This is a genomic window from Dyadobacter koreensis, from assembly GCF_900108855.1.
Classification (GTDB): Bacteria; Bacteroidota; Bacteroidia; order Cytophagales; family Spirosomataceae; genus Dyadobacter; species Dyadobacter koreensis.
The window spans coordinates 555,463-581,565 of sequence record NZ_FNXY01000004.1 but is presented as its reverse complement, the minus strand read 5'-3'; the positions used below and the strand labels follow the sequence as shown (position 1 = coordinate 581,565).

General features: G+C 42.0%; 21 protein-coding genes. 12 read left to right on the top strand and 9 right to left on the bottom strand.

The genetic code is table 11. From position 1 onward, the window contains the following. Window positions 1-86 precede the first annotated feature (86 nt). The 3 genes from BMY70_RS14785 to BMY70_RS14775 all read left to right on the top strand — a co-directional run bounded on the left by BMY70_RS14785 (window position 87) and on the right by BMY70_RS14775 (window position 3,862). Complete coding sequence (locus BMY70_RS14785) at window positions 87-1,601, top strand: Do family serine endopeptidase (protein ID WP_090336127.1); 1,515 nt, start codon at window positions 87-89, stop codon at window positions 1,599-1,601. A gap of 84 nt (window positions 1,602-1,685) precedes the next feature. After that, on the top strand, window positions 1,686-2,246 hold the full coding sequence (locus BMY70_RS14780) for a DUF4136 domain-containing protein (RefSeq protein ID WP_177197027.1): 561 nt from the start codon (window positions 1,686-1,688) through the stop codon (window positions 2,244-2,246). A gap of 191 nt (window positions 2,247-2,437) precedes the next feature. Further along, window positions 2,438-3,862 (top strand): hypothetical protein, encoded by a 1,425-nt coding sequence (locus BMY70_RS14775; protein WP_090336123.1) that lies wholly within the window; start codon window positions 2,438-2,440, stop codon window positions 3,860-3,862. A 101-nt stretch (window positions 3,863-3,963) separates the two neighbouring features. On the opposite strand, the gene BMY70_RS30680 is transcribed toward BMY70_RS14775, so the two are convergent. Next, window positions 3,964-4,362 carry a hypothetical protein gene (locus tag BMY70_RS30680; RefSeq protein ID WP_143072103.1) on the bottom strand — a complete coding sequence of 133 codons (399 nt, stop codon included), beginning with the start codon at window positions 4,360-4,362 and terminating at the stop codon, window positions 3,964-3,966. A 579-nt stretch (window positions 4,363-4,941) separates the two neighbouring features. Between BMY70_RS30680 and BMY70_RS14765 the strand changes: the two genes are divergently transcribed. The 5 genes from BMY70_RS14765 (at window position 4,942) to BMY70_RS14745 (ending at window position 9,197) form a co-directional block, all read left to right on the top strand. Beyond that, window positions 4,942-5,619, top strand: a complete 678-nt coding sequence (locus BMY70_RS14765; RefSeq protein ID WP_090336118.1) for a response regulator transcription factor — start codon at window positions 4,942-4,944, stop codon at window positions 5,617-5,619. Continuing rightward, window positions 5,616-6,881 carry a PorY family sensor histidine kinase gene (porY, locus tag BMY70_RS14760; RefSeq protein WP_090336116.1) on the top strand — a complete coding sequence of 422 codons (1,266 nt, stop codon included), beginning with the start codon at window positions 5,616-5,618 and terminating at the stop codon, window positions 6,879-6,881. The genes BMY70_RS14765 and porY overlap by 4 nt, the downstream gene beginning before the upstream one ends. A 74-nt stretch (window positions 6,882-6,955) precedes the next feature. After that, window positions 6,956-7,783, top strand: a complete 828-nt coding sequence (locus tag BMY70_RS14755; RefSeq protein ID WP_143072102.1) for an HAEPLYID family protein — start codon at window positions 6,956-6,958, stop codon at window positions 7,781-7,783. Between the two features lie 60 nt (window positions 7,784-7,843). Next, on the top strand, window positions 7,844-8,284 hold the full coding sequence (locus BMY70_RS14750) for a PepSY-like domain-containing protein (RefSeq protein ID WP_090336112.1): 441 nt from the start codon (window positions 7,844-7,846) through the stop codon (window positions 8,282-8,284). A 265-nt stretch (window positions 8,285-8,549) separates the two neighbouring features. Then, window positions 8,550-9,197: an HD domain-containing protein gene (locus BMY70_RS14745; protein ID WP_090336110.1), complete on the top strand. Its 648-nt coding sequence runs from the start codon at window positions 8,550-8,552 to the stop codon at window positions 9,195-9,197. A gap of 77 nt (window positions 9,198-9,274) precedes the next feature. On the opposite strand, the gene zwf is transcribed toward BMY70_RS14745, so the two are convergent. From zwf to tkt, 5 genes are all read right to left on the bottom strand, one after another. Then, the gene (zwf, locus tag BMY70_RS14740) at window positions 9,275-10,789 is read right to left on the bottom strand and encodes a glucose-6-phosphate dehydrogenase (RefSeq protein WP_090336107.1); all 1,515 of its coding nucleotides are present in this window, start codon (window positions 10,787-10,789) and stop codon (window positions 9,275-9,277) included. Between the two features lie 26 nt (window positions 10,790-10,815). Then, a complete protein-coding gene (gnd, locus tag BMY70_RS14735) occupies window positions 10,816-12,252 on the bottom strand; it encodes an NADP-dependent phosphogluconate dehydrogenase (RefSeq protein WP_090336105.1) in 1,437 nt (478 codons plus the stop codon). Beyond that, window positions 12,249-12,878 carry an HAD family hydrolase gene (locus tag BMY70_RS14730; protein ID WP_090336102.1) on the bottom strand — a complete coding sequence of 210 codons (630 nt, stop codon included), beginning with the start codon at window positions 12,876-12,878 and terminating at the stop codon, window positions 12,249-12,251. Before BMY70_RS14730 ends, gnd begins: the two co-directional genes overlap by 4 nt. 8 nt (window positions 12,879-12,886) lie before the next feature. Beyond that, complete coding sequence (gene tal / locus BMY70_RS14725) at window positions 12,887-13,987, bottom strand: transaldolase (RefSeq protein WP_090336101.1); 1,101 nt, start codon at window positions 13,985-13,987, stop codon at window positions 12,887-12,889. 108 nt (window positions 13,988-14,095) lie between these two features. Then, window positions 14,096-16,108: a transketolase gene (gene tkt / locus BMY70_RS14720; protein WP_090336099.1), complete on the bottom strand. Its 2,013-nt coding sequence runs from the start codon at window positions 16,106-16,108 to the stop codon at window positions 14,096-14,098. Window positions 16,109-16,582: 474 nt separating this feature from the next. Here tkt and BMY70_RS14715 point away from each other — a divergent pair, with 474 nt between their 5' ends. Then, window positions 16,583-17,017: a response regulator gene (locus BMY70_RS14715; RefSeq protein WP_090336097.1), complete on the top strand. Its 435-nt coding sequence runs from the start codon at window positions 16,583-16,585 to the stop codon at window positions 17,015-17,017. Window positions 17,018-17,097: 80 nt separating this feature from the next. Here BMY70_RS14715 and BMY70_RS14710 read toward each other — a convergent pair whose 3' ends face one another. Both BMY70_RS14710 and BMY70_RS14705 read right to left on the bottom strand, forming a co-directional pair. Then, window positions 17,098-17,946, bottom strand: coding sequence for an aldo/keto reductase (locus BMY70_RS14710; protein WP_090336095.1), 849 nt, complete (start codon window positions 17,944-17,946; stop codon window positions 17,098-17,100). Window positions 17,947-18,120: 174 nt separating this feature from the next. Then, window positions 18,121-19,548: a sigma-54-dependent transcriptional regulator gene (locus BMY70_RS14705; protein WP_090336093.1), complete on the bottom strand. Its 1,428-nt coding sequence runs from the start codon at window positions 19,546-19,548 to the stop codon at window positions 18,121-18,123. Between the two features lie 238 nt (window positions 19,549-19,786). Here BMY70_RS14705 and BMY70_RS14700 point away from each other — a divergent pair, with 238 nt between their 5' ends. Further along, on the top strand, window positions 19,787-20,377 hold the full coding sequence (locus tag BMY70_RS14700; RefSeq protein WP_090336092.1) for a TetR/AcrR family transcriptional regulator: 591 nt from the start codon (window positions 19,787-19,789) through the stop codon (window positions 20,375-20,377). 66 nt (window positions 20,378-20,443) lie between these two features. Here the strand turns inward: BMY70_RS14700 and BMY70_RS14695 are convergent, their stop codons facing one another. Further along, window positions 20,444-21,619 carry a Gfo/Idh/MocA family protein gene (locus BMY70_RS14695; protein ID WP_090336090.1) on the bottom strand — a complete coding sequence of 392 codons (1,176 nt, stop codon included), beginning with the start codon at window positions 21,617-21,619 and terminating at the stop codon, window positions 20,444-20,446. A gap of 326 nt (window positions 21,620-21,945) precedes the next feature. Here BMY70_RS14695 and BMY70_RS14690 point away from each other — a divergent pair, with 326 nt between their 5' ends. Together BMY70_RS14690 and BMY70_RS14685 are read left to right on the top strand one after the other, a co-directional pair. Further along, window positions 21,946-24,732 (top strand): PAS domain-containing sensor histidine kinase, encoded by a 2,787-nt coding sequence (locus BMY70_RS14690; RefSeq protein WP_090336088.1) that lies wholly within the window; start codon window positions 21,946-21,948, stop codon window positions 24,730-24,732. 107 nt (window positions 24,733-24,839) lie between these two features. Continuing rightward, window positions 24,840-26,102 (top strand): Hsp70 family protein, encoded by a 1,263-nt coding sequence (locus tag BMY70_RS14685; protein ID WP_090336086.1) that lies wholly within the window; start codon window positions 24,840-24,842, stop codon window positions 26,100-26,102. The last annotated feature ends 1 nt before the right edge of the window (window position 26,103 follow it).

Here is a 26,103-nt window from a genome sequence, read left to right as displayed (position 1 = left end):
AGTGGTGGAAAAGGTTTCAGCTGGACTTCTTTCGGGCACTTTGATCTTCGGTTAATCATCTTTCAACTTTTCATCTTTTTGTAGTCATGTTCGAAAAACAAAATATCAAGAAATTAGCTCCTGTTGCCCTGGCATTCGCTTTCGTTGGCGGTACATCTTTCGCAGCCTATGAACATTTTAGCAAACCTGATACGATCTCCAATTGGGTAGAGACCAATATGCCCGTGATGAAAACGAGGCTGGAAGAGAAAAGTACTGGTACAAATGTGGCGATGATTCCAGCGGATTTTTCTCTTGCTTCCCAAAAAGCGACTGCGGCTGTTGTCCATATTAAATCCACGATGAAAGCTGAAAGGAATGTGAGCCAGATGGAAGTGCCGGAAGAGTTGAAAGACTTTTTTGGAGGTCGCAGTCCTTTTGGTCAGGATGCACCGCAGGGTAGTGGAAGAGGCGAAAAACCACAGGCTTCGGGATCCGGAGTAATCATTAATCCGGATGGATTTATTGTGACAAATAATCACGTAATTCAGGGAGCAGAATCTTTGGAAGTTACATTGGCTGACAAACGCACCTTTAAAGCGAAAGTGATAGGCTCTGATCCGAATACGGATATTGCGCTGATCCAGATTGAAGCTAAAAATCTTCCAGCTTTATCGTTCGGAAATTCTGAAAACGTCAAAGTTGGACAATGGGTTTTGGCGGTTGGTAATCCATATAACCTGACTTCGACTGTAACGGCGGGGATCGTAAGCGCGAAAGGTCGCAGCATCAACATTCTTGGAGAGAATTCAAAGGCTCCCGTCGAGTCCTTTATTCAGACTGATGCGGCAGTGAATCCGGGAAACTCAGGTGGTGCTTTGGTTGATTTAAACGGCAATCTCATCGGGATTAACACAGCCATTGCCAGCCAGACCGGATCGTTTGCAGGTTATTCATTCGCAGTCCCTTCCAGTATCGCACACAAAGTTGTGGAAGATATTTCGAAATTTGGTTCCGTACAACGAGGTTATCTCGGCGTTGGTATCAGTGAAGTAGACGGCGCAAAAGTTAAATCATATGACTTGAAAGTGGACGAAGGTGTTCGCGTGGAAAATTTTGCCGATCAGAGTGCAGCGCGTGAGGCTGGTATTAAGGTGGGTGATGTGATTACAAAAATTGATGGCCATGATATAGAAAGTGTGGCACAGTTGCAGGAAGCAATTGCTCAGCATAAGCCTGGCGATAAGGTCTTGGTCAACGTGAACCGTGATGGTGCTGACAAAATTGTTACCGTTGCACTAAAAAGTAGCGCAGGAACATTGGTGGCTGAAAAATCAGCTCAGACTTTTGACAACCTTGGAATCGAATTACAAGATCTGACTGCTCAGCAGAAGAGAGCATGGGATGTTGAACAGGGCGTGCAGGTGAGCCAAATTAATGCAGGAAAGGTCCGTCAGAATACTGATATGCAGGACGGATTCGTTATTACTAAAATAGATAAAACACCGGTAGGGAACGTGCAGCAGGCAATGAAAGCATTGGAAGGTAAAAAGGGTGGGGTAATGATTGAGGGAGTTTATCCGGGAAGTCAGGAAACACAATATTATGCGATTGGTTTGTGATGTTGGCAGGGCGGGCCTGGTGTCCGCCCCTACACGAATGCTATGTTTATTTTTTTAAATCCTAAAAATTTAATCATCGTAAAAATGAAAAAGAATCTGATTCTGTTGAGCTTGCTTAGCATATTGAGCGGCGTCGTTTTCGCAAATTCCCCGTCGAAAGTATCGGACAATGCTCCGGTCAAGACCTATAACTGGATTGTGCCGGATATGAAGACAAACCAAAACCCAATGTATAACAGCACTTATTCACGTCAGCGTATACAGAAAGCGTTTGACGCAGCATTGAATGAGAAAGGTCTGATACGAGAGACTGGAAATCCGGACTTTTTATTGCAGTTTCATACTTATACCCAACGTGTCCGTAAAAATTATTATGGAGGATATCCGATGATGGGATACCCGATGATGGGTTGGGGAAGATTCGGCTGGGGGATTCCTTATGGAGGTTACGGTTACGGTGGATATCCCTCATCAACCAATAGCACAGATGGTACTTTGATACTTGATGTTGTTGATGCCAAAACCGGAGAGATCGTTTGGCAGAGAGCAGTTTCAGGTGACGTCACCAACCCAAACACTCTTGATAAACGAATCAATAAGGGGGTGAAAAAACTGATGAAAAGTTTTCCGGTAAACCAGTCATAACAATTTTTTTTTCTAAAAAGTATTAGTGACCCAAATAAGCAGGTGCCCTGACGGGTGCCTGTTTTACCGGCTCTAAAATAAATTTTAAATTATTCGAATACTTGCCAGAACTACAAAATTTCAACAGAATCGAATTGTAATTTTAATATGTTAAAGGTTACAAAGTAATTCAAAATTTAACGCAAAAGCTCATGAAATCGCATAAAAAAGGTGATCCCTGCGCCGTTTTAGAGGGAGATAAAACCTTTAATTTCCGTTTTTTAACAACATTTTTTACAGCATTTTCATTTTTAACCATTTCGCTTACAGCGTATAGCCAAAATGATGCAGATTATGCGGATCAGCGTCCTTCCAAACCGGTAGAGCAGAGTATTGTTCCAACCGTTGCTCCTTATAAAGAAGAAGTAAGGAATAATATCCTGATTGCAACACAGTATCCGGAAGTATTGGATAAGGTGGCCCGGATCCGCGAATATACTACACAGCGTTTCCAGGCTACGATCCAGGGATACCCTCAGAAAAAGCAGAATTGGTTTTACGAGGTATCGCGTTATCCTGAACTGATGCATACGCTGGCAACTTTGCCACGTAAACAGTCCAAAGAACAAATCAACGGATTGTTAAATAATCCATCGAAAGAGTTGCAGGAAGCAGCATGGAAACTTTATCGTAATCATCATAATGACCTTGTAACGGTTGATAATCTTAATCAGCAGGCCGTTGCTTCATTCTCGGATTTAATAAAGCCGTTGAATTCGGATGCTCAGGAAGCTTTTAAAAATTTACAGGAAATGCCTGATGTCCTTTCGATTTTAAATGATCACAACGATTTGACCGCTCGTTTGGGGGAAGAATTTAGAAATGATCCTGATGGCACGCGTCAAAAACTGGCCGATGCGCATGACAAGATTGAGGCCGATAACAAGCAGGATCTGGATAATTATAAAAAAGAATTGGCGCAGGATCCACAAGCGCAGCAAGAATATGATCGGGCAACGCAGCAATATGCACAAAGCGGCGGATATAGCTACCCAGCACCAACAGGTGATAAAGTGATCAATTATTACAGTAACCCATATTCTTACTGGTTTGGATATCCATCCTGGTATGGTTCGCCAATGTGGTATCCAGGCGCATTTGGTTTCGGAGGTGGTATGTATTACGGAATGGGCCTGTATGGATACGGTTTCCCGACACTCGGTTTTTCAACCTGGTTTTTTGGAGGAGCTTATCGTTATTATCCTCACTTGTACCGCACATACGGGAATTATTATCGTAATCATTACATTTCAAGAGGACGTTATGTCTCCCCGAGAAATGGTTTTATAGGTGCTGCCGGAAGACATTATAATCCTGAAATGGGATCAAGATCAAACTGGTTATCTTCTCCAAGAACATATAATAATACTGGTCGTGGCTATTCACAAGGAGGTCGCTACTTGCCAAATCAGGGTTCTTACAACAGAAGTAATAGCGCCCCCAGAACCTATAATAATACTCCCAGAAGTTATAACAACGGAGGGGGCAATTTTCGAAGTCCCTCTTATGGAGGTGGTTACAGCCGTGGCGGAGGTTCCGTAGGCGGTGGTGGCGTAGCCCGTGGGGGACGACGTTAAGGATTTGATTTGTGATTGTATAGTTTGAAAGAAAAATGAAGCAGCCTTTTCGGTTGCTTCTTTTTCTTTATAGTAAGTATATTTTTGGAAAATTGATGATATTAATTGCGTTTGGCTTTCCACTTTTTTATATCTTTCATAATGGTTTCAGGGTACAAAGTCAGGCCATAACTATAATAAACCCCGCCGAATTTGTGTTGAATATTCCCCTTTGATATTGCATTTCGATAACCTGCCTGAATGTTCAGGCCAGCCCAGGGTGTCAGGCGATGTTCTGCATAAAGACCCAACTGAAACGGCTGAAAATATCTTTCTTTTCTGCGCATGATCAGGTCTTCAAAAAAATCTTTATAATGCGAAGACTGCTTTCCAATCCCAACTTCAACCGGTGCTGACAGTATCCATTTGGGCGTTTTTAAAATCGGATACCAGTAGGCAAGACTTAAAAACTGAACATCGGTTTGTCTGATGTTAGCTAAATTAATCGTTGGAGAAAGCATCTTTTTCCAACGAATCAGATTGTGCGATGCGTTGTATCCCAACCAGTAGTAACCCAGTGTCAGGCCATGGGATCTTTTTCCAAAAGTGAGACCTGCTCTTAAACCCCATATATTTATCCGTTTATGATTGATATATGTGTTTCGGGAATCGAGATTAAAGATAAATGCAGCTTTGCCTGTGGATGCAGTATCGTTTTGTGCCCATATTTTACATGATGAAATGAGTAAGAGAGCGCAAGTGAATATAGTTTTTAAACTTTTTGAGCAAAAAAAACTGGAAACGGTATCAATCATACTGTATACTTGCTCAGCCTGTATAAATTAGTTTCTCTTCTCACCGGCACAATTAAATTAATGTGAAAAGTATAAAAAATATCAGCAAAATACTAATACGTTTGTCTTAGTTCCATTTTTTAGATATATGTTTTTTCTTGCGACAATAAAATCGTTATGAATTAATTACTGTAACTGCTATTGTTTTGAATTATCGTCTGGATTGAAATAAGTATTGTTCAGTATTTTTTCGAAGAATACTTTTTTACAGATTCTTTCCAGTTTTGTTTTTGAACTTTACGGCCTATGAAAATACTGATTATTGAAGACGAGACGGAGTTGATGGAAGTAATTCGTCAATCCCTCGAAAAGGAAAGTTTTCTTGTAGAAAGTGCAGGCGATTATGCCAGTGCGCTGGACAAAATTATTTCGTTTGATTACGATTGCATTTTGCTCGATATTATGCTCCCGGGCGGCAGCGGCCTTGATATTCTTCAGGAGCTTAAAAATATGGATAAGTCAGACAATGTGATCATTATTTCTGCAAAGGACTCGCTCGACGATAAGTTAACCGGCCTTGAACTTGGAGCGGATGATTACCTTACCAAGCCTTTCCATATCGCAGAATTAAATGCACGGATTAAATCAGTTTTGCGCCGAAAATCGTTTGGCGGAAAAAATACGGTTGAATTAGGCAATGTTAAACTTGATCTGGATGACCGGACCTTACACATCAATAATCAGCCGCTGCTGTTGAACCGGAAAGAATTTGATATTCTGAGCTATATGGTGGTCAATAAAAACAGGCTTGTAAATAAAACTTCACTTGCTGAACATGTCTGGGGAGATCATATGGATGAGGCTGATGATTACGAATTTATTTATTCACAGATCAAAAATCTTCGCAAGAAACTTAAAGAAAGCCAGGCTGGCATTGAAATTCAGGCCGTGTACGGATTGGGTTATAAACTCATCGTTTTATGAAGTTGCTTAACCATACTTTAAAATATTTGTCGATCACTTTGTTGGTGATCATCAGTATATGGGCGGCAATATTTTATGTCAACATGTTGGATGAAGTATATGACAGTCTCGATGACGGACTGGACAATTACAAACTTTTAATTATTAAAAAAGCAGAGGAGGATTCGACGATTTTAAATAAAAAAGAATTTGCAGAAAGCAATTACGAAATTCGTGAACTACCAGAATCCGTGGCGATTCTAAGAAAAGATATTCATCAGGACACGCTGATGTATATGTTGAATGAGGAAGATTATGAGCCGGTCAGAATGCTTACTTCCGCTTTTGCATTAAATAACAAATACTATGAACTAAAGGTAATTTCCTCGATGGTTGAAGAAGATGATTTGATCGAGGATCTTTTATATTCCCTGATCTGGCTCTATGTGGCCATGATTGCCAGTATTCTCATCGTTAATAATTTTTTGCTTAAAAAGACCTGGAAGCCTTTTTATCTTTTGCTCGATCAGTTGAAACAGTTTAAGATTGGAAAAGATCCGATGATAAAACCGGCTGAAACGCAGGTGAAGGAATTCAAGGAGCTGAATGAGGCGGTGACTTTATTGCTGAACCGGACGCTGGAAACATATCAGGGACAGAAGCAGTTTATTGAAAATGCCTCCCATGAACTGCAAACGCCTCTTGCTATCAGTATTAACAAACTTGAATTACTTTCAGAAAGAGAAGATCTGACGGAGAGTAATCTTGTCGCGATCGGTCAGATAATCCAGACATTGGAACGCCTGAAGCGGCTAAACAAATCCCTGCTTCTATTATCGAAAATAGAAAATAAACAATTTCAGGATAACGAACAGGTTGACATTAATGCAATATTCAAAAATCTGATCGAAGAGTTCTCAGATTTTGCCGATTATAAAAATGTACATATTTCATTTCAGGAAAATGATCAATTGTACGCCTATATGAATAAAGACCTTGCTGAGATTTTCGTTACGAATTTCCTGAAAAATGCAATTGTTCATAATGTTGACAATGGTTCGGTGGATGTGACGATCAATCCGGCTTCCTTTACTATTAGAAATTCCGGAAGCAATATTCCACTGGACGGGCAGAAAATATTTCAGCGTTTTCATAAGAAATCAAACGAGAAGAATAATACCGGACTCGGGCTGGCAATAGTCAAAGCTATTTCCGATTTGTATGGATTGTCTGTCGCGTATTACTTTGATAACGGGCATAAGATGACGGTTTATTTCAAATAAAGAACAGGAAGGATCCGGATTCCCAAATGTTTCCTGTTTTGACTTTTAACATTGTATTATCAAACGTTAAAAGTATGAAACACATCATCCACATATTTCTAGCCCTTACTATTTGTTCAGCCGCTTTTGGACAATCAGATTCTCTGTCGAAACGGCCGGTAAAAATTCATCACGCAGAACCTTTATACATCGACCTGATTCGTGATCTGGGAGCACGGAAAGGAGAAAAAGAATTAAATGCGGGGTGGGGCATGGAAGAGCTGAAAGGCTATGTTGCCAACACCGGATTTTTTGAATACGAATTTTCTCCGGTAAACCGATTAGGCCTGGAAGTTGAAGTTCCGTTTACTTTTTACAAACCGGAGTTTGACCACGATGAGGATGAGGAAGCCCCCAGAAACAGAATGGAAGGCATTAAGCTGGCTTCCCAGTATACTTTTCTGGTCTCTCCAAAATATAACATGTCTATGGCCATCGGCAATATTCATGAGTTCAGGACACACTCGTTTTATTCTTTAAGTCATGGGTCGGCGCCTCTGAAAGGGCATAGTATGAGTCCGTTTTTCGTGGCCGCAAAACGTTGGGGCAGGCGAGTTCATTCCATGGTTTACACTGGCCCTGAGTGGGAGTTTAACGCAGGAGAGAAAAGGTCTGAGCGGTACTATCAACTGAACGCAAGTATGCATTATGAGCTGACAAACGGGGGAAATCTGATCGGTGTGGAAGTCAATCAGGAATATTCGGGATGGAGATCTGAGACGGTGGTAAGACCTCAGGTTAAATTAATGATTACCTCGAATCTGGCCTTAGGGTTAGTGACAGGGATCCCTGTAAATTTAAAAGATAATGGCATCAGTTTTTTAGCCCGCGTGATATTTGAACCGCCGAAAAAAAGAAAATAAATGATTCCCGTTTCTTTCCGGAATTGAATGGTTATTTTGTTAAAACTAAATTAGTATTATATGAAAAAGTTAATTTTTGTCGCCTGCAGCATGTTTTATGCGGCAGTAAGTGTAGGGCAGGATCTTAAAGAAACGGACGTTCCCTCGGTTGTATTAAATACTTTTAAGCAACAATTTCCAAAAGCAATGGACGTTGAATGGAAGCTGAAAGCCGCACTCTACAAAGTGGAATTTGAGATAGGAAAAGATGATCATGAGGTTTGGCTGGAAAAGACAGGTAAAATTGTAAAACATAAAGAAGAAATTAAATCAGAACAATTGCCCAAAGAGGTAGTTGCTGCGATTACCAAAGACTATAAAGGATATAAAATTCATGATCCAAAGAAAACGGACAATGCCGGCATTGTAACTTACAAGGTAGAGCTGAAAAATACAGGTTCTGAACTTGATGTTACCTACGATAAAACGGGAAAAGTGATAAGCAAGAAGGCAGATGATTAGTATCAAAAATTTGATTTCTGCCGAAGAAGTTAAAATCTGATTAGAAGATTGGCCCTGGATATGTCGCAAAAGCGACTTTTTTCAAAATTTTGCTTTTGAATCTGTAAATAGAGAAATTTTTTTTTGAAAATACCGTTCAGTATTTATAAATTGAAATTGTGATCCGATTGCAACCATGCATTGGTACAGGTTTTGTAAGTATAAGTTGTGGTCGTTTAGATGAGCCGAATATGACGTTAGGTGTCAATTTTTTTATTTCAAGAATATGAAATACGCGGAAATCCTTAATGTGGTTCAGCAGTATGTGGAGCGTTTTTACGATGCTAAGGAAGACTCAACATTGACATTCCATAACTTTGCCCATACACAAGATGTGGTAACTCACGCTGCAAAGATGGCAGACCATTATGGACTTGAAGATAGGGAAACGTTCATTGTTGTAGCCGCTGCCTGGTTTCATGATACCGGATATTATACAGGAGAAGCCAACGGGCATGAGCAAAGAGGAGCAGATATGGCAGCCGGATTTCTAAGAAACCTTGGTGTAAAAGAAGACCTGATCCTTGAAATTCATAAGTGTATTATGGCAACTGTTATGCCGCAGAAACCGGAAAATCTCTTGCAGCAGATTATGTGCGATGCCGATTTGTATCATTTTGGTACCGAGCAGTTTTCCAAAAGAGATATGCTGATGCAGGAAGAAATTGAACGAAAAACGGGTTGCAAAATAGATAACGGAAACTGGCGTAAAGCGACAATCTGCTTGCTGGAATCCCATTTTTTCAAGACGGGCTACGGTCGCGAATTATTGGAATACGGAAAGAGAAAGAATCTGGAACGACTGAAACGTAAAGAAAAAAGAGGGGTGGTAGCGAAAGTTCATTCACACAATCCTTGCATAGGAGACTCTTAAAGTCAGCAAATTATAAAACATAAAACAGGGGAGCGCCTTTTGGGCTGCTCCCCTGTTTTGTTATGAAGACTGATAGATTATTTCTTGCTTTTAATCGGCAAGGTAAACCAGTGAAAACCGTCGCGGGCGATAAGTGCCTCGGCAATTTCTGGTCCCCACGAATCAGCGGAATAATTCGGGAAATTCAAACTTTTTCTTCCCTGCCATGCATTTAGGATTGGCATAATCAGTTCCCAAGCCGTTTCAACCTGGTCGCCGCGCATAAACAAAGTCTGATCTCCGAGCATGGTATCCAAAAGCAAAGTTTCGTAAGCTTCCGGTGCCTGTTCAGTGTAGGTTCCTTTATAATCAAAAACCATATCTACCGAGTTCAGATACATATCAAGTCCGGGACGCTTTGCCTGAACCTGCAGACGTATGCTCATTTCTGGTTGAATGCTGATGATCAGACGATTTTGCTGCCAGCTTTCATTTGCTTCTTTGGGAAAAACGAAATGCGGTACATCCTTGAACTGGATCGTGATCACAGAAGCAGACTGGTGCAGACGTTTTCCGGTACGCACGTAAAACGGAACACCTTGCCAGCGCCAGTTATCTACAAAAAACTTGATTGCAGCAAAAGTCTCGGTATTGGATTCCGGATTGACTTTGGGCTCCTCACGATACCCCGGAACTTCCTGTCCCTTCATCCAGCCACTTCCATACTGGCCGCGAACGGCTGACAAACGAACATCTTCCGGTGTGAATTTTCGCATCGCTTTAAGGACATCCACCTTACGGTTACGGATTTCGTCAGCGTCAAAACTTACCGGAGATTCCATCGCGACAAGGCACAGAAGCTGCAACAAGTGATTCTGGATCATATCGCGCATCGCACCGGAGCCGTCGTAATAATCGCCGCGTTCTTCAACGCCAAGTTGCTCGGTAACAGATATTTGCACGTGCTCAATATAATTCCGGTTCCAGATAGGTTCCAGAATAGCATTTGCAAAACGGAAAGCCATGATATTTTGTACCGTCTGTTTACCCAGATAATGGTCGATACGATATATCTGTTTTTCATCAAAAATACCTGATAGAAGTTTGTTCAGCGAAACCGCAGAATCCAGATCGTGGCCGAAAGGTTTTTCAATGACGATTCTTGTTTTTTCAGGATCATCGGCCAAATTACTTTTAGATATATTTTCAGCGATTATCGGGAAGAAATTTGGAGATACAGCCAAATAGTAAATGACATTGGCCTTTGTTCCCCATTCGGAATTATGTTTCTCAATTCGCGCACCGAATTCCTTGTAAGTCTGGTGATCGTTGATGTCCGAAACCTGATAGTAAAGATGCTTGGAAAATTCAGCCCATTTATCGTCAGCCGCTTTCCCGCTTCTTGAAAATGAATTGATCCCTTCAAGAATTTTTACTTTAAAATCATCGTCAGACAGCGGTGTGCGGCCTGTTCCTATGATAGAAAATTCGTCAGGCAGCCAGCCTTCCAAAAAAAGATTATATAATGCCGGCGCCAGTTTACGCGAATTAAGGTCACCGGTACCGCCGAAAATAATAAATATTGTTGGCTGTGATTTTATTGTTGAATACATGATGTCGTTGGTTTACAGACAAATTTCTAAATTTCCGATCCATTTTTCGGAACCCATTGTGTATGGAAAACACCTTCTTTCCCAATAAGTTCATAGGTATGAGCGCCAAAAAAATCGCGCTGTGCCTGAATCAGATTTGATGGCATTCTTTTGCTTCGAAAGGCGTCAAAATAACTTAATGAAGAAGCAAATGCCGGAATCGCGATTCCATTTGCTACGGCTTTGGACAAGACCGACCGGATGCCTGGAATTGTTTCATTCACCAAATTTGCAACATCCTCGTAAAGCAACAAATGTTTTAGTTCCTCGTCTTTCTCGTAAGCATTATAAATATCATTCAAAAAGGACGATCGAATGATACACCCGCCGCGCCATATTTTTGCAATTTCAGAAAGATTCAGACCATAATTATACTCCGTAGAAGCGTTGGAAAGCATCTGCATTCCTTGTGCATACGTTATGATCATGCTAAAGTAAAACGCTTGTTCAAGGTCGACAAGGAACTTGTCCTGGTCTACATCCAGTTTCTCCGTTTCCTGGGTACTGTATAAAGTTGCAGCCTGTTCACGAAGTGCTTTGTATTTTGATAGATCCCGCATGGCAACTGCCGTATCTATGGTAGGAATTGGAGATTGCAAATCCATAGCAGCCTGCGAAGTCCACTTTCCAGTTCCTTTTGCTCTGGCTTCATCCTTGATATCATCCAAAAGCAAATGGTCAGAACCTGGCACTCTATATTTGAAAATATCGGCCGTTATATCTACCAGAAATGATTGCAATCTTCCCTCGTTCCAGCCTGCAAATATTTTCTGAATAGAATCTCCATCCAGTTTTAATCCGTTTTTTAGAATTTCATAGCTTTCTGAGAGCAGCTGCATCAGACCATATTCAATTCCATTATGCACCATTTTTACAAAATGACCGGCCGAACCTTGCCCGATATACGTGACGCAAGGAACATCATCCACTTTCGCGGCGATGGCTTCCAGGATTGGTTTCATTACCGAATATGCCTTCTTATCACCTCCCGGCATAATGCTGGGTCCGCGGCGAGCACCTTCTTCTCCACCCGAAATACCCATCCCAAAGAAGTGATAACCAAGATCTTCAAGATATTCGACGCGTCGGTTTGTGTCAGCGAAGTGAGAATTCCCCCCATCGATAAGAATATCGCCCTTATCAAGCAAAGGCAAGAGTTCTTCAATAACGCTGTCGACAATCTTTCCGGCGGGCACGAGCATCGTAATAGCGCGCGGCGTTGTCAGGCTCGCAACGAATTCCTTTATATCACTAAACCCTTTAACTTTTATATCCTTACCTTCTTCTTCAAGCAAGGCACCTTTTGTAGCATCTTTGTCATAACCGGCTCCTGCAAAGCCATGGTCACCGATATTCAGCAGTAAGTTCCGGCCCATTGTTCCAAGCCCGATCATACCGAAATTATATTTTTGCTCTTCACTCATGATTGTGGGAATTTTTCTCTTTTTAGACCTTCAAGAATTTCCTTTGTAGACTCAAAACTGGTATGATGAAAAGCCCGGATTCCAAGTTTTTGAGCCGTGGTCGTAAACATGATCCGATCGTCAAAATAGACGCATTGCGAAGGTGTAGCTTGTGCTATACCCATCGCAAGATTAAATAGTCCGGGATCAGGTTTACGCATTTTTACTTCACAAGAGGAAATAAAGGCGTCAAAACATTCGTGGAGTTTAAATTTCCGAACACGATAATCATTTAATTCCTTGCCTTCATTATTAATCGAAATAACACGGAACCCGCAGTCTTTTTTCCATTCTTTCAGCCATTTCAGCATATCAGGCAGCTCGACCGACTGTGCGTAAATAAACGCTTTAAAATCTTCTCTGGCGAAGTCGCGGGGGTGATTGAAGATAACGGTGTCGAGATATTCGTCAAGGGTAATACTTCCAATTTCATATACATTAAAAATGAAATTATGCAGAACATTCACCTCGTCGTAATCCAGACCAAATTTTTCTGCTGCAATTTTTCGGGATTCGTGCCCCCAGCCATTGCTGAGGAGCACGCCACCGATATCAAAAAACAGAATTTTAAGATCAGTACTTTCCATTACAAGAATTAGTTGACTTTGGATTTTTGGTCTTCAATAGCCTGCAGTAATTTCTCAAAAGGCTTATTAAATTTATCAATTCCTTCCTCTTCCAATTGTTTCGTTACCGCATCGATATCGATACCGGCAGCCTTGATTTTTTCAAGAATTTCTGTTGCCGTGTCCAGATCATCTTCCAGACGGCTTGCAGGATCACCGTGGTCACGGTATGCTTCCAGCGTTTCCAACGGAATGGTATCAACAGTATCTGGCCCGATTAACGCCTCAACATATTTCGTGTCCTTAAACGCAGGGTTTTTGCTGCTAGTACTTGCCCAAAGCAAACGCTGAGGAACAGCACCTTTGTCCGCCAGTTTCTTCCAGCGGTCTGTGCTAAATACTCTTTTATAAATCTCGTAGGCTTTCTTGGCAGATGCAATTGCAACTTCGCCTTTCAGCTCTCCAAGCCCTTTTTCGTCAAGCATTGGGTCAACCAAAACGTCGATACGGCTTAGGAAGAAACTTGCAACCGAAGAAATTTTATCAATCGGTAAGCCTTTTTCCGCTCTTTCTTCCAAACCTGAAATATAAGCTTCTGTCACCGCCTCGTAACGATCCAGACCAAAAAGCAGCGTAACATTGATATTCAAACCTTCAGAAATAGCCTTTTGAATGGCAGGAAGTCCAGGCTCGGTTCCCGGAATTTTGATCATTACATTCGGCTTGTCTACCGCTTTCCAAAGTTCAAGTGCTTGTTTGATCGTTCCCTCGGTATCCAACGCAAGAAATGGAGATACTTCAAGACTTACATATCCGTCGGCTCCTACAACTTCTTCGTCGTAAACCGGACGTAAAAGGTCACACGCGAGTTTGATATCACTTACCGCCAGACCAAAAAATATTTCTTCGTTTGTTTTATCTCCTTTTGACAACTCGCTGATATCGGCGTCGTAGTCAGAGCTACTGCTGATCGCCTTTTCGAAAATAGCGGGATTTGAAGTGACGCCTCTTACGCCGTCTTCTTCAACTAATTTTTTTAATTCACCTGTGTTAATGATCTTACGGTCAATGAAATCCAACCAGATGCTTTGCCCAAAATCGTGGATCTGTTTTACTTTGTTACTTGCCATAACCAACTTTAATTTGAATTAAAAATTTATAATTTTATAAATCACTTACTTAGGACGACAATAATGTGGTTCTAACCTTAGTTGAGCCGCATTATTGCCGGTTTAGCCCTATTTACCCAACAAAGCTTTTGCCTTATTAATTACATTTTCGACGGTAAATCCGAAAACTTTATACAATTCCTCAGCCGGAGCCGATTCTCCAAACGTTGTCATGGCAATAATGTCACCCTCGTCAGTCACGTACTTATGCCATCCAAGGGGAGAGCCTGTCTCAACTGCCAGGCGTTTTCTGATCGCCTTGGGGAAAACTTCTTCCTTATAAGCAGCATCCTGCCTTTCAAATAACTCCCAGGATGGCATACTCACGACGCGCGCGGCAATGCCTTCTTCTTTTAATCTGGCCTGGGCGGACATAATCAATTCAACCTCAGAGCCAGTCGCAATCAGAATTACATCCGGTGTCTTCTCCGAATCAGAAAGTATATACGCACCCTTTTCTAACTGTGTAGCCTTGCCATATTTTGTCTGGTCTAAAATTGTCAATCCCTGGCGGGTAAAAACGACTACTACCGGACCGCCTTTATGTTCCAGTGCCACGCGCCATGCCTGTGCGGTTTCATTGGCGTCCGCCGGGCGGATCACAACAATATTTGGAATCGAACGCAGTGAAATTAATTGCTCAATGGGCTGGTGCGTCGTTCCGTCTTCGCCCAGACCGATACTGTCGTGCGTGTAAACAAAAATCGGTTTTATTTTCATGATCGCAGCCAGGCGTATCGGCGGACGCATATATTCTGAAAAAATCAGGAAGGTCGCACCGAACGGAATCACGCCTTTTGTTAACGCCATTCCGTTTAAGGCAGAGCCCATGGCATGTTCCCTGATACCAAAATGGAAGTTTCTTCCATCTCTTTTTTCAGGAGTAAAAGAGTCAAATTCTTTAAGATTCGTGTCGGTAGACGGAGCTAAATCTGCCGCCCCTCCAATTAAATTAGGCAGGCTGGCTGCAATCGCATTCAGAACTTTTCCTGACGCCTGGCGCGTTGCCATTTTTTTGTCGGAAGCTTCAAAAACCGGAAGATTATCCTGCCAGCCTTTTGGCAATTCACCGCTGCTTGCCAGTTCATATTCGGCAGCAAGCTCGGGGAATTTCTCTTTATATTCACCGAACAGCTCATTCCATTTCTTTTCAAGCGCAGTTCCCTTTTCTCCGGCCGCTTTGTAGTAATCTGCAACTTCTTCGGGAACGACAAAGGACTGTTCCGGATCGAAACCGAAAAACTCTTTTACTAATTTCACTTCATCCGCTCCCAGTGGAGAACCATGTGAACCCGCTGTATCTACTTTATTCGGACTCCCGTATGCGATCTGTGTGCGAACTTTGATGAGCGAAGGGCGATTTTTTTCACCTTGTGCATTCCTCACGGCAATATTCAGAGCGCTAACATCATTTCCATCATCGACAACCTGAACATGCCAGCCATATGCTTCAAAACGTTTTGCTACATCTTCGGTAAAAGCGATGTCAGTTGCGCCTTCAATAGAAATATGGTTATCATCATATAAATAAATAATGTTACCTAATTCCAAATGCCCGGCCAGCGAGGCGGCTTCCGAAGTAACGCCTTCCATCATATCACCATCACTGCAGATGGCGTAAATATTATAATCGAAAATTTCATAGCCTGGTTTGTTGTAACGTGCAGCAAGGTGTTTCTGGGCGATTGCAAAGCCGATTCCATTAGCAAAACCCTGACCTAACGGCCCTGTTGTAACATCAATTCCCGGTGCCAGTCCATACTCGGGATGGCCAGCTGTTTTACTATCGAGTTGTCTGAAATTTTTAAGGTCGTCGAGTGAAAGATCATAACCTGTCAAATGCAGGTAGCTGTATTGAAGCATGCAGCCATGGCCAGCAGATAAAATAAACCTGTCGCGATTAGCCCAATCCGGATTTTTGGGATTATAGTGCATGAAGTGCGACCATAAAACGTGAGCCATCGGAGCGGCTCCCATAGGCATGCCCGGATGCCCTGAATTTGCTTTTTGCACTGCGTCAACGGAGAGCAATCTCGCGGTGTTGATGCCTAATTGTTCAATTTCCTTAGTATCTGATCCCATTTTAAGCTACTCTATTTAGATTAGTTATTTTCGTTAAACCGATAAAACGGCCATTTCCTGACTCGGAACCAGGTTTAAGTAGCACAAATTATCGTCACTTGGTAGAAACTTGATCTTAATTTGCACAATTAAAAATCAAGTTACCAGACTTGAAACGGAATTCCTATCTTATCCGGCAAAGACTTTTGATATAACTTTTATGCCAAATATCGTATCCCAATTTGGCATAGATTAGAATCTGCCACTCCCCAACTCGATAAAACAGAGCCATATCAGTTGGTAAAATTGTTGTTTAATAATGTTTTTCGAAATAGCTGTTTGAAGGATTTTGTTGTATATATACCAGTATTCGTGTTCAAACAAAGCACGATCTTGACACAGGAACAGGGGTGCTTTTGGAAAAAAACTTAAAACGTTGTAAATAGTAAGAAGTTACGGTCTGAGTAGTAAGTTTTAACCAGTTAATTTTGAAATATGTCATTGAGAGGTCCGATAATTTCAATTGAAGACGACGCAGATGACCAGTACCTTTTGAAGAGTGTGCTGGAAGAGATGAAAATACCGAATGCAGTTCATTTCTTTGACAACGGCCTGGAAGCACTTAAATATCTGGAAGTAACAAAGGAACAGCCATTTTTGATTTTGTGTGATATCAATATGCCGGTCATGAATGGTCTGGAGTTAAGGCAGTATATTGATGGTAATGATTACCTTAAAAAGAAGTCGATCCCTTTTGTTTTTCTAAGTACTTCGGGCAATGCCGGGTTAGTCGAAGTTGCTTATGAATCCACGATCCAGGGATATTATAAAAAGGCAAGCGGTTTTGATGCCTTTAAAAAACAAATTGAACTGATCATAGAATATTGGAAAGCCTGCCTTCATCCGAATAATTTTTCTACTAATAGCTAAATTTATTTGCTGATACGTATTCTCGTATAAAATAAATGGCTTCCTGGACACCAGGAAGCCATTTATTTATGGATACACCACTATTTGGACAATTGTTCAAATTCTTCATCCGTCAGCTCAATTTCAGACGCTTTCAGATTTTCATGCAAATGGTCAACTGATTTGGTACCGGGGATTAAAAGAATGTTTGGCGACCTTCTTAAAAGCCACGCAAGGGCAATCTGCGCAGTCGTTGCTTTATGGTCCTCGGCAATTTTTCCAAGTTTTTCTGCGAGCTTCTGAGGACCGGAAGCCAGCGGGAACCATGGTATAAAAGCTTGCCCTTTTTTGGCAGTATAATCTACAATTTCTTCCCACTGTCTGTTGCCAAGGTTATATAGATTTTGGACAGAGACGATTGGAAGGATTTTTTCGGCTTGCTCAATTTGTTTGATATCAACCTCAGATAAACCGACGTATTTAATCTTTCCGGCTTTAACTGCTTCTGCCACAGGTGCAAGCGTCTCTTCGACTGGTATTTTCGGGTCGAAGCGGTGGAGCTGCCAGAGATCGATCGTATCAACTTTTAATCTTTTCAGGCTGCCTTCAATGTTTTCCTGAATGAATTTCGGATCTCCATTTGGTACCCATTGATTTGGGCCTGGGCGCGTGAATCCACCCTTCGTAGCGATAACCAGTCCCTTCTTATACGGATGCAAGGCATCAGCAATGAGCGACTCATTGAAGTGCGGGCCATAGGCATCTGCTGTATCTATGAAATTCACGCCAGCCGAAACTGCTTCCTGTAAAACTTTTTTTGCATTCTCCCGGTCTTCAACTTCTCCAAAAACTCCGAATCCGGTAAGTTGCATTGCGCCGTATCCTAAGCGGTTTATTTCTATATCGTTACCTAATCTATAGGTTAAAGATGCTCTCGATTCTGTTGCCATTTTGTAGCTTATTTACTTTTATTTCGTTTGATTAATATTCAAAATTACAAGATGGACAATTGCCGGATTTGACTTTTTAGTCCATTGTTTTTGACAAAATCGTTCAATTTTTATGCCAAAGATCAAGTGCATGATCAACTCGTCTTGCGGTTGGGCGGGGAATGTTCTTACTAACTAACTTATATTACTTTTAACGATCCCGAGTTTTTTCATTTTGCTCACCATGGTTGATACCGGGAGATCCAGCAGAACTGCAGCTCCATTGGGCCCGGATATCCTGTTGTTACATTTTTTCAATACGGAAAGAATATGATCCCGCTCAAGCTCCTCCATTGTTTTTACAGGAGAATCGGTACGTCTTGCTATATTTTCGACTTTTGCTTCGTTGGAAGGCGGCAGCAATATTTCTTCTATTTGGTTGCCGGATGCCATCAGCACACTTCGTTCGATCAAATGTTGTAATTCCCTGACGTTTCCCGGCCAGGAATATGTAGTTAATTGATCCAAGGCATATTTAGATATCGACTCCAGCCGCTTACCCGCAAGTTTTGCGTAATGTTTAAAGAAATAATGAGCCAACAAGGGAATGTCTTCAGGGCGCTCCCGCAGTGGAGGAAGCATTATAGGAAAAACAAAAAGCCTGTAATAGAGATCAAGCCGAAAACGCCCACTCGCTATTTCCTTTTCCAAATCTCTGCTGGTCGCTGCAACAATACGGACATCCACCTTGATTGAACCTCTTCCGCCAATTCTTTCGATTTCCTTTTCTTGTAATACCCGCAGCAACTTTACTTGGAAATCCAAAGGCATTTCACCGATTTCATCCAGCATTATTGTGCCGCCTGAGGCTTGTTCGAATTTTCCAATCCGCTTTTCATAAGCACCTGTAAAAGAGCCTTTTTCATGACCAAAAAATTCAGATTCTATGAGATTGGGAGGAAGGGCTGCGCAGTTAACCTTGATAAAAGGTCTATTTCTGCGTGGGGATAATTTATGGATTATTGATGCAATTCCTTCTTTTCCCGTACCACTTTCTCCCAGAATCAAAACGGAAGTAGTGCTGGCTGCAACCTGTCTGACCAGTTCAAAAACTTCCTGCATACCTCGACTTGTTCCAATAATTCCTTCGAAGTCTGTTTTGATTTCTTCATCGTCCGGCTTTTCCAGCCCGGTTGTTTTGAAGGTGCTTTTGAAATCTGAGATTGTCAGAGATCTCGCTTTTTGCTGCTGATCATAGTGATGGCGATACTGGGCGATATCAAGCGTTACAAGTAAATCCTTCTCGCGAAACGGTTTAACAAGAAATCCATAGGGATTAGTCGCTTTTGCAGCTTGCAAAACCTGGGCACTCGAGTTTGCAGATAAATAGATAAATGGCAGGTTCATCTCATTGAGCAAAAGCGCAAGATCAATTCCTGTCCGATCTCCCTGCAGATAAATATCCAGAACGATCAGGCACGGCTTCTCCGTTGCGATCATCTGGAGTGCTTCGTCAACAGAAAATGCGATACCACAAACTTTATATCCGGCGTTCTCCAGCGTGATACGAATATCGCCGGCAACGATATACTCATCTTCAACGATCAGGATCTTTTTACACATGGTATAATGCGGTTTGGTTCTGAAAGATACAGGTCTGCCGTAAATGCTGCGAACTGCAAGTAAGCTATATAAATTTGAGGTTTTTATTTTTTCGATGAAATGTACAAGTCTGCTGATAAAATGTCAATCTCTTTTTTCTGACAGGAATAAGTGTGGCTAACAAGTCCGAAAAGAAGAAAACAAACTTGATAAAGTATACCGAATGGTATATATTTGTGTTAAATATTAATACTGTTTTATGTCAAAAGCAGAGAAAACGAAAGCGTTTATCATCGAGAAGACTGCGCCTATTTTTAATAGAAAAGGCTATGCGGGAACTTCCATCAATGATATGACTGAGGCAACTGGTCTGACACGCGGAAGTATTTACGGGAATTTTTCCAACAAGGACGAAGTAGCGCTCGCGGCGTTTGACTATAATCTGTCGAAGATAAATGAAATCTATAAAGCAGAGCTTGCCAAACAAAATACGACCCGTGAAAAGTTATTGGTATTTGTGAATGTTTACGTCAATTTTCTTTCGCATCCGTTCCCCGACGGAGGTTGTCCGATTTTAAATACCGCCATTGAGGCCGACGATACACATCCTGGATTAAAGAAGAAGGCACTGGCAGGCATTTTGCGTTGGAAGCAAACGATTATCGAACTTATCGGGCATGGAATTGCTGCAAAGGAAATTGATCCGTCTGTTAATCCGGAACAAATTGCTTTGACGATTATCGCTACGATTGAGGGAGGAATAATGATTGCACAGGCATCCGGAAAAATGAATTATTTAAAACTAATTATGAAGTCAGTCGAAAAGATCATCAATGATCTTGTTAAATAATAATCCGGACACAATGAAAATCGGGCTGCGGAGTGATCGACTCGCAGCCCGATTTTTGTTGTACTTTTAAACAGTCAGTTTAACTTGCTGAGCCTGTTTTTGAGCCTTCAACGAAAGTTCAGTTGCAAGAAAACAGTGCTCCTGCGACATCGCAGTTTCAGTTCTGTTCAAAACATCGTCGACCAGTTGCCTTCCATATGGCAATGGTTCTTTGCTGCAATCGATATATTGAGTTTCTTTCCCGTTAACTAAAAACAAATGGTTTCCACCGTCACGTCCGGCAATATCCACATTTTTACGAAGTTCAATAAATCCTTCAGTTCCCAAGATTGTCAGACGGCCATCACCCCAGCTTTTTAGCCCATCCGGAGTAAACCAGTCTACCCGTATGTAGCCGGTTCCGCCATTTCCACGGATCATGCAGTCCCCAAAATCCTCGAATTTAGGATATTGAGGATGGCTCACATTGCCAACCTGAGAAGCTACAACTTCTGCTTTTGTTGATCCGGTAAAGAATAAGAATTGGTCAAACTGGTGAGAAGCGATATCGCATATCACGCCGCCATAACGTTTTGCATCAAAAAACCATTCAGGACGTGAATTTGCAGAAATTCGATGAGGGCCAAGTCCTATTGTCTGGATAACCTTTCCGATTGCTCCGGCTTTTACAAGCTCTCCCGCTTTTACAGTCGCCCGGTTTTCAAGACGTTCACTATACATAATGGAGTAGATGCGGCCTGTTTCTTTTTGTACTTTCCGTACTTGTGCCAGCTGTTCAAGCGAAGTAATTCCCGGCTTGTCAGCCATATAGTCTTTTCCGCTTTGCATAACCCGTATACCGATCGGGGCACGCTCGTCAGGAATGGCAGAACTCAAAACGAGTTGAATTGACTTGTCGTTCAGGATGTCTTTTTCGTTTGCTACCAGTTTTGCATCAGGATATTTTTTTCCGAAAGCAGCGGTCAGTTCAGCTTCTTTTGCATAGTACGCAACAAGTTGCCCTCCACCTCGAATAACAGCTTCCACTTGTCCGTATATATGGTTGTGATTCATACCGATTACTGCAAACTTGATCCGTCCAGGCTCAACGATTTCGTCCTCCAACACTGCAGGCTTTGCCGTTACTGAATAGCTTGAGATATTTTTTGCCTCTCCGGGAAGGGACGACATCATTATAATTCCAGCTGCCGTTCCCATAGTACTGCGAATAAATTCACGTCGGTTGTCTTCTGTTTTTTTCATTTTAGGATGCAATGGAATATATCTTTTCTGGTAACTGATTCTGATTTAATAGGAAGACTTATTTCCTCTCTAGCTACCCTTAAAAAATGCGAAAATGTTCATTTTCTTCGAAATTATGGTACTGAATTCAATGGCAATCACGCAGTCCAGCGGCCGCAAAAAGTAGGTTGGAAACTGCGCAATTGCGTGGCACATTTTTATTGACCGGATTTTAGTGAAATTTATTGAGGTTTTTACTTTATCTTAATAATCACCGCCTGTAAAATATTTGAACGACGGCTTTTTTGAGAAAATTCTTTTGAATATTAAGTTATAAAAGGTTACTAATGAATAATGAAAAAAGCATCGCTGATGATCTTACCCTGGCGAAGGAAAGATTTGATCTGGTAGCGAAGGCGACACATGATGTAATTCGTGATTGGGATCTGGAAAAAAAGACGATATGGTGGAGCGATGTCATAGATTCTCTTTTTGGTTACAGAAAGCAAGATATTGTATCCGGGCAAGATTTTTGGTATGACAATATCCATCCCGATGATCAGACGCGTGTGGTCACAAATATTCATAATCTGATCGGGCAAAGGGAGAAAAACTGGTCTCAATATTATCGTTTCAGAAAGGCTGATGGATCTTTTGCGTACGTTCACGACAGAGGATTTACGATCATGGAAGGAGACAAACCCGTCCGTATAGTCGCTTCGATGCAAGATATTTCAGAACGGATTGCTTATCAAAAAGCATTGGAGGAAAGTGAGACCCGTCTTAGTTTTGCTCTGTCTTCTGCTCAATTGTATACCTGGGAATTTGATATAGAGAATCAGATTGTCCATTGGGGCGAGGGAACTCAGACGCTTCACGGATTTAAAAATGTACAGTCAATTTCATCCGTGGAAGTAATACAAAATGCCCATCCTGACGATCGTGATAGGATTAGTGCGGCTGTGGAACGTGCGCTTACAGCAGAATCAGGTGGAAAGTATGATATAGAATACAGAACCTTTGATGCTTTTGACAATAGTTTGCGATGGGTCCATACAACGGGACAGGCATATTTCAGCGCGGATGGGAAGCCGTATCGTTTTTCCGGTGTTACGAAAGATATTACGAATCAGGTACTTATCAAAGAAAGGGTTTCAATTGCCGACCAGCGGGCTTCCGTTGCGATTGAAGGTTCGGGCGCGGGTTCTTTTACACTGGATCTTGCAACAGATGAAATTCTGTATTCGCCGACTTTCGTTAAAATTCTTACCGGCACTGAGTCAAATACCAAGCGGAGAGAGGTTTTTGTTGAGCATATTCATAAAGACGATCTTCCGGTTCGTGATGCTGCATATGCCGAGACTCGAAAAACGGGTGAGCTAAGTTATGAGGCAAGGTTTATCTGGCAGGACGGCTCCGTGCATTGGGTCAAGGTAATCGGTAAAAATTTGATCAACTCGGATGGTCAGGCTGTGACGTTGTCAGGGATCGTACTCGACATTACGGCCAGGGTGGAGGCAGAGAAAAAACTCGCCGAGAGTGAGGCAAACCTCAGGCTGTTGATTGACAGCGCCCCGGTTGCCATCGGACTGTTGAAAGGAGAGAATTTGATAATTGAAGCAGCAAATCCCAGCATTCTCCACGTTTGGGGAAAAGATGCCAGTGTTCTTGGAATGCCGCTTATAGAAGCTTTACCTGAGCTGAAAGGACAGGAATATCCGGCTTTGTTAGCGAATGTCTACCAATCCGGAGTTCCGTATTATGGATCTGAGGCCAGGGTCGAACTGTTCAGAGATGGGAGGCAGGAGCCGGTTTATTTCAATTTTGTTTATACTCCTATATTTGAATCTGACAGGGTAAACGGAATAATTGTCGTAGCTAGTGAAATTTCAGATCAGGTGCGCGCTAAGCTCAAAATCGCAGATAGCGAAAGGAAGCTTAGAAATTTGATCGATGAAGCGCCCATTGCAATTTCACTTTTTGTTGGCAGGGATCTGGTTATTGAAAACCCGAATGATGCTATGCTGAAAATTTGGGGAAAGGGTAACAGTGTCGCAGGCAAAAAGCTGGTGGATGTGCTGCCTGAGCTGCGCGCGCAGCCTTTCATGCAAATTCTTGACGATGTTTATACCACAGGAATCGCCTATCATTCAGATGCAGCGCGGGCAGATCTGGTAATAGACGGCGTAATGAAAACTTTTTACTTTGATTTTACATATCAGCCCCTTCGTGATTCGGATGGTGAAATTTACGCTATTCTTGATATGGCGATCGATGTGACCTCGCAGATCGAATCGCGGTCTATGCTTGAAAAAAGTGAAGAAAAATACCGGCAGTTGGCCAGCGAACTTGAACAGCATATCCAGAAGAGGACCAACGAGTTGCGAAAGGCCAACCAGGAATTAACGGTTTCAAATACTAATCTTCAGCAATTTGCTTATGCTGCAAGTCATGATATGCAGGAGCCTCTCAGGAAAATCCAATCGTTCAGTTCGCGCCTTCAAACACAATATGAGGACATTCTGGATACTTCTGGTGTATTCATGCTGAACCGAATGCAGGATGCAGGAAAAAGAATGTCAATGATGATTGACGATCTGCTTGCTTATTCAAGACTTTCGACGCGTGATGGGGAGTTTTCGGTCGTTAACATGAATAAAGTGGTAGCTGAGGTTTTATCTGATCTGGAGATCGCCGTGCAGGAGTCCGGCGCGCGCGTTATCACAGAAGAACTTATTCCGGTTTGGGGAAACGCCCGCCAACTCTCCCAACTTATTCAAAATATTATAAGCAACTCGGTAAAATATAGAAATGAAGAGCAGAAGCCTGTAATCCAGATAAGGAGTTCAAGAGTTTATCAGCAAGATACAGAAATCTCAACTGATCTTGCATCAGATCAGGGTTATATCAAAATTGAAATAGAGGATAATGGAATCGGTTTTAGTATGGAACATCTCGACAGAATATTTCAAATGTTTCAGCGCCTTCACGGGCGAAGCGAATATTCCGGTTCGGGTATCGGTCTGGCCTTGTGCCGAAAAGTAGTACAAAACCACAACGGACATTTGACGGCTGTGAGTGAGGAAGGCAAGGGTGCAACATTTATTATTTATCTGCCTGAAATGAAAGAATGATACAATTTGATAAATATTAATTCGATCCGATCGATATTAGTGCTATTGGAAATTGCAAAAAAGGATAAATAATCTGAAATTGCGCCCCCAAATTTTTACAGATTATAATGACCAGTATTTCCTGCGGAATCGACTTCGGAACTTCCAATTCAAGTATAGCAATAGCAAATCAGGGTAACGTCCATCTCGTTCAGGTTGAAGGTTCAAGTACAACAACGCCAAGTGCGATGTTTTTTCTTAGAAAAGGAAATGTGCCTTTTTATGGAAGAGCAGCAGTAAATATGTTTTTGGAAAGAAACCCTGGTCGTTTTATGCGCAGCTTAAAACGTGTTTTAGGAACACCAGTCATGCGTCAGGGTACCATGGTGAACGGTGAGTTGATGCGCTTCAATGAAATAATTATTTCATTTTTACAGAATTTGAAAGATAAGGCGGATGCCGAGGCCGGGCAGGAAATTGAAAATGTAGTGATGGGAAGGCCCGTCCATTTTGTAGACAACGACAGTGCCGCGGATGTAAGAGCTGAGGCAGAACTGAAGGAGATCGCAAAACAGCTGGGCTTTAAAAACATAGATTTTCAGTTTGAGCCTATTGCCGCTGCGTTTGCGCATGAGGTTAATATGTTGGGTGAGAAGCTGGCGATTGTCGTGGACTTAGGAGGCGGTACCTCTGACTTCACTGTAATCCGCCTGTCGAATAAATACATTCACAAAGCGGATCGGGCTTCAGATATTCTTGCCAATACAGGGATTCGGGTAGGTGGAAATGATTTTGACAAAGATTTGAGCCTGGCGGCAATTATGCCCGAGCTGGGTTACCGGACTACCTACGGAGCCAAAAATTTGGAGGTGCCTTTGTATCACTATTTTGATTTGTCCGAATGGAGCAAGGTTAACTTTTTATATACAACAAAAATCATTTCGCAAACGAAGCAGATTCTTTTTGAGGCCCACGATAAAACACGGTACAAAAGGCTGTTGCAAGTGCTGGAACAAGAAACAGGTCATACACTTTTAGCAGCAACAGAGGAAACAAAAATTGCGCTTACTTCCCAGTCAGAATATGATGCTCCTTTTGATTTCCTTGAAGACGGGTTGACAACCAAAGTTACCCGCGAGCAGTTTGACGAGGCGATATTTCAAAAAATTGAGAAAATATCAAATTCTGCGATGCAGTGCCTTGCAGATGCAGGTGTTCAAAAAGAAGATATCGATCTTGTAATTCTCACAGGTGGTTCAACCGAGGTCCCCTTGATCCAGTCCGAATTTAAAAAGCTCTTTCCTAATGCAGCTCTGGCAGATGAAAATAAGCTGTCGAGTGTAGGGCTTGGTCTGGCTTACGACAGTCAGAATAAGTTTGGCAGAATTTGAA

What these genes read in the sequence shown, in the direction of transcription:
- tal (WP_090336101.1), bottom strand. Translation starts at nt 13,987, where the DNA reads ATGGCAAGTAACAAAGTAAAACAGATCCACGATTTTGGGCAAAGCATC.
- BMY70_RS14690 (WP_090336088.1), top strand. Translation starts at nt 21,946, where the DNA reads ATGAATAATGAAAAAAGCATCGCTGATGATCTTACCCTGGCGAAGGAA.
- BMY70_RS14780 (WP_177197027.1), top strand. Translation starts at nt 1,686, where the DNA reads ATGAAAAAGAATCTGATTCTGTTGAGCTTGCTTAGCATATTGAGCGGC.
- BMY70_RS14745 (WP_090336110.1), top strand. Translation starts at nt 8,550, where the DNA reads ATGAAATACGCGGAAATCCTTAATGTGGTTCAGCAGTATGTGGAGCGT.
- BMY70_RS14700 (WP_090336092.1), top strand. Translation starts at nt 19,787, where the DNA reads ATGTCAAAAGCAGAGAAAACGAAAGCGTTTATCATCGAGAAGACTGCG.
- gnd (WP_090336105.1), bottom strand. Translation starts at nt 12,252, where the DNA reads ATGAGTGAAGAGCAAAAATATAATTTCGGTATGATCGGGCTTGGAACA.
- BMY70_RS14755 (WP_143072102.1), top strand. Translation starts at nt 6,956, where the DNA reads ATGAAACACATCATCCACATATTTCTAGCCCTTACTATTTGTTCAGCC.
- BMY70_RS14785 (WP_090336127.1), top strand. Translation starts at nt 87, where the DNA reads ATGTTCGAAAAACAAAATATCAAGAAATTAGCTCCTGTTGCCCTGGCA.
- BMY70_RS14685 (WP_090336086.1), top strand. Translation starts at nt 24,840, where the DNA reads ATGACCAGTATTTCCTGCGGAATCGACTTCGGAACTTCCAATTCAAGT.
- BMY70_RS14715 (WP_090336097.1), top strand. Translation starts at nt 16,583, where the DNA reads ATGTCATTGAGAGGTCCGATAATTTCAATTGAAGACGACGCAGATGAC.
- BMY70_RS14730 (WP_090336102.1), bottom strand. Translation starts at nt 12,878, where the DNA reads ATGGAAAGTACTGATCTTAAAATTCTGTTTTTTGATATCGGTGGCGTG.
- porY (WP_090336116.1), top strand. Translation starts at nt 5,616, where the DNA reads ATGAAGTTGCTTAACCATACTTTAAAATATTTGTCGATCACTTTGTTG.
- BMY70_RS14750 (WP_090336112.1), top strand. Translation starts at nt 7,844, where the DNA reads ATGAAAAAGTTAATTTTTGTCGCCTGCAGCATGTTTTATGCGGCAGTA.
- BMY70_RS14705 (WP_090336093.1), bottom strand. Translation starts at nt 19,548, where the DNA reads ATGTGTAAAAAGATCCTGATCGTTGAAGATGAGTATATCGTTGCCGGC.
- zwf (WP_090336107.1), bottom strand. Translation starts at nt 10,789, where the DNA reads ATGTATTCAACAATAAAATCACAGCCAACAATATTTATTATTTTCGGC.
- BMY70_RS30680 (WP_143072103.1), bottom strand. Translation starts at nt 4,362, where the DNA reads ATGCTTTCTCCAACGATTAATTTAGCTAACATCAGACAAACCGATGTT.
- BMY70_RS14710 (WP_090336095.1), bottom strand. Translation starts at nt 17,946, where the DNA reads ATGGCAACAGAATCGAGAGCATCTTTAACCTATAGATTAGGTAACGAT.
- BMY70_RS14765 (WP_090336118.1), top strand. Translation starts at nt 4,942, where the DNA reads ATGAAAATACTGATTATTGAAGACGAGACGGAGTTGATGGAAGTAATT.
- BMY70_RS14775 (WP_090336123.1), top strand. Translation starts at nt 2,438, where the DNA reads ATGAAATCGCATAAAAAAGGTGATCCCTGCGCCGTTTTAGAGGGAGAT.
- tkt (WP_090336099.1), bottom strand. Translation starts at nt 16,108, where the DNA reads ATGGGATCAGATACTAAGGAAATTGAACAATTAGGCATCAACACCGCG.
- BMY70_RS14695 (WP_090336090.1), bottom strand. Translation starts at nt 21,619, where the DNA reads ATGAAAAAAACAGAAGACAACCGACGTGAATTTATTCGCAGTACTATG.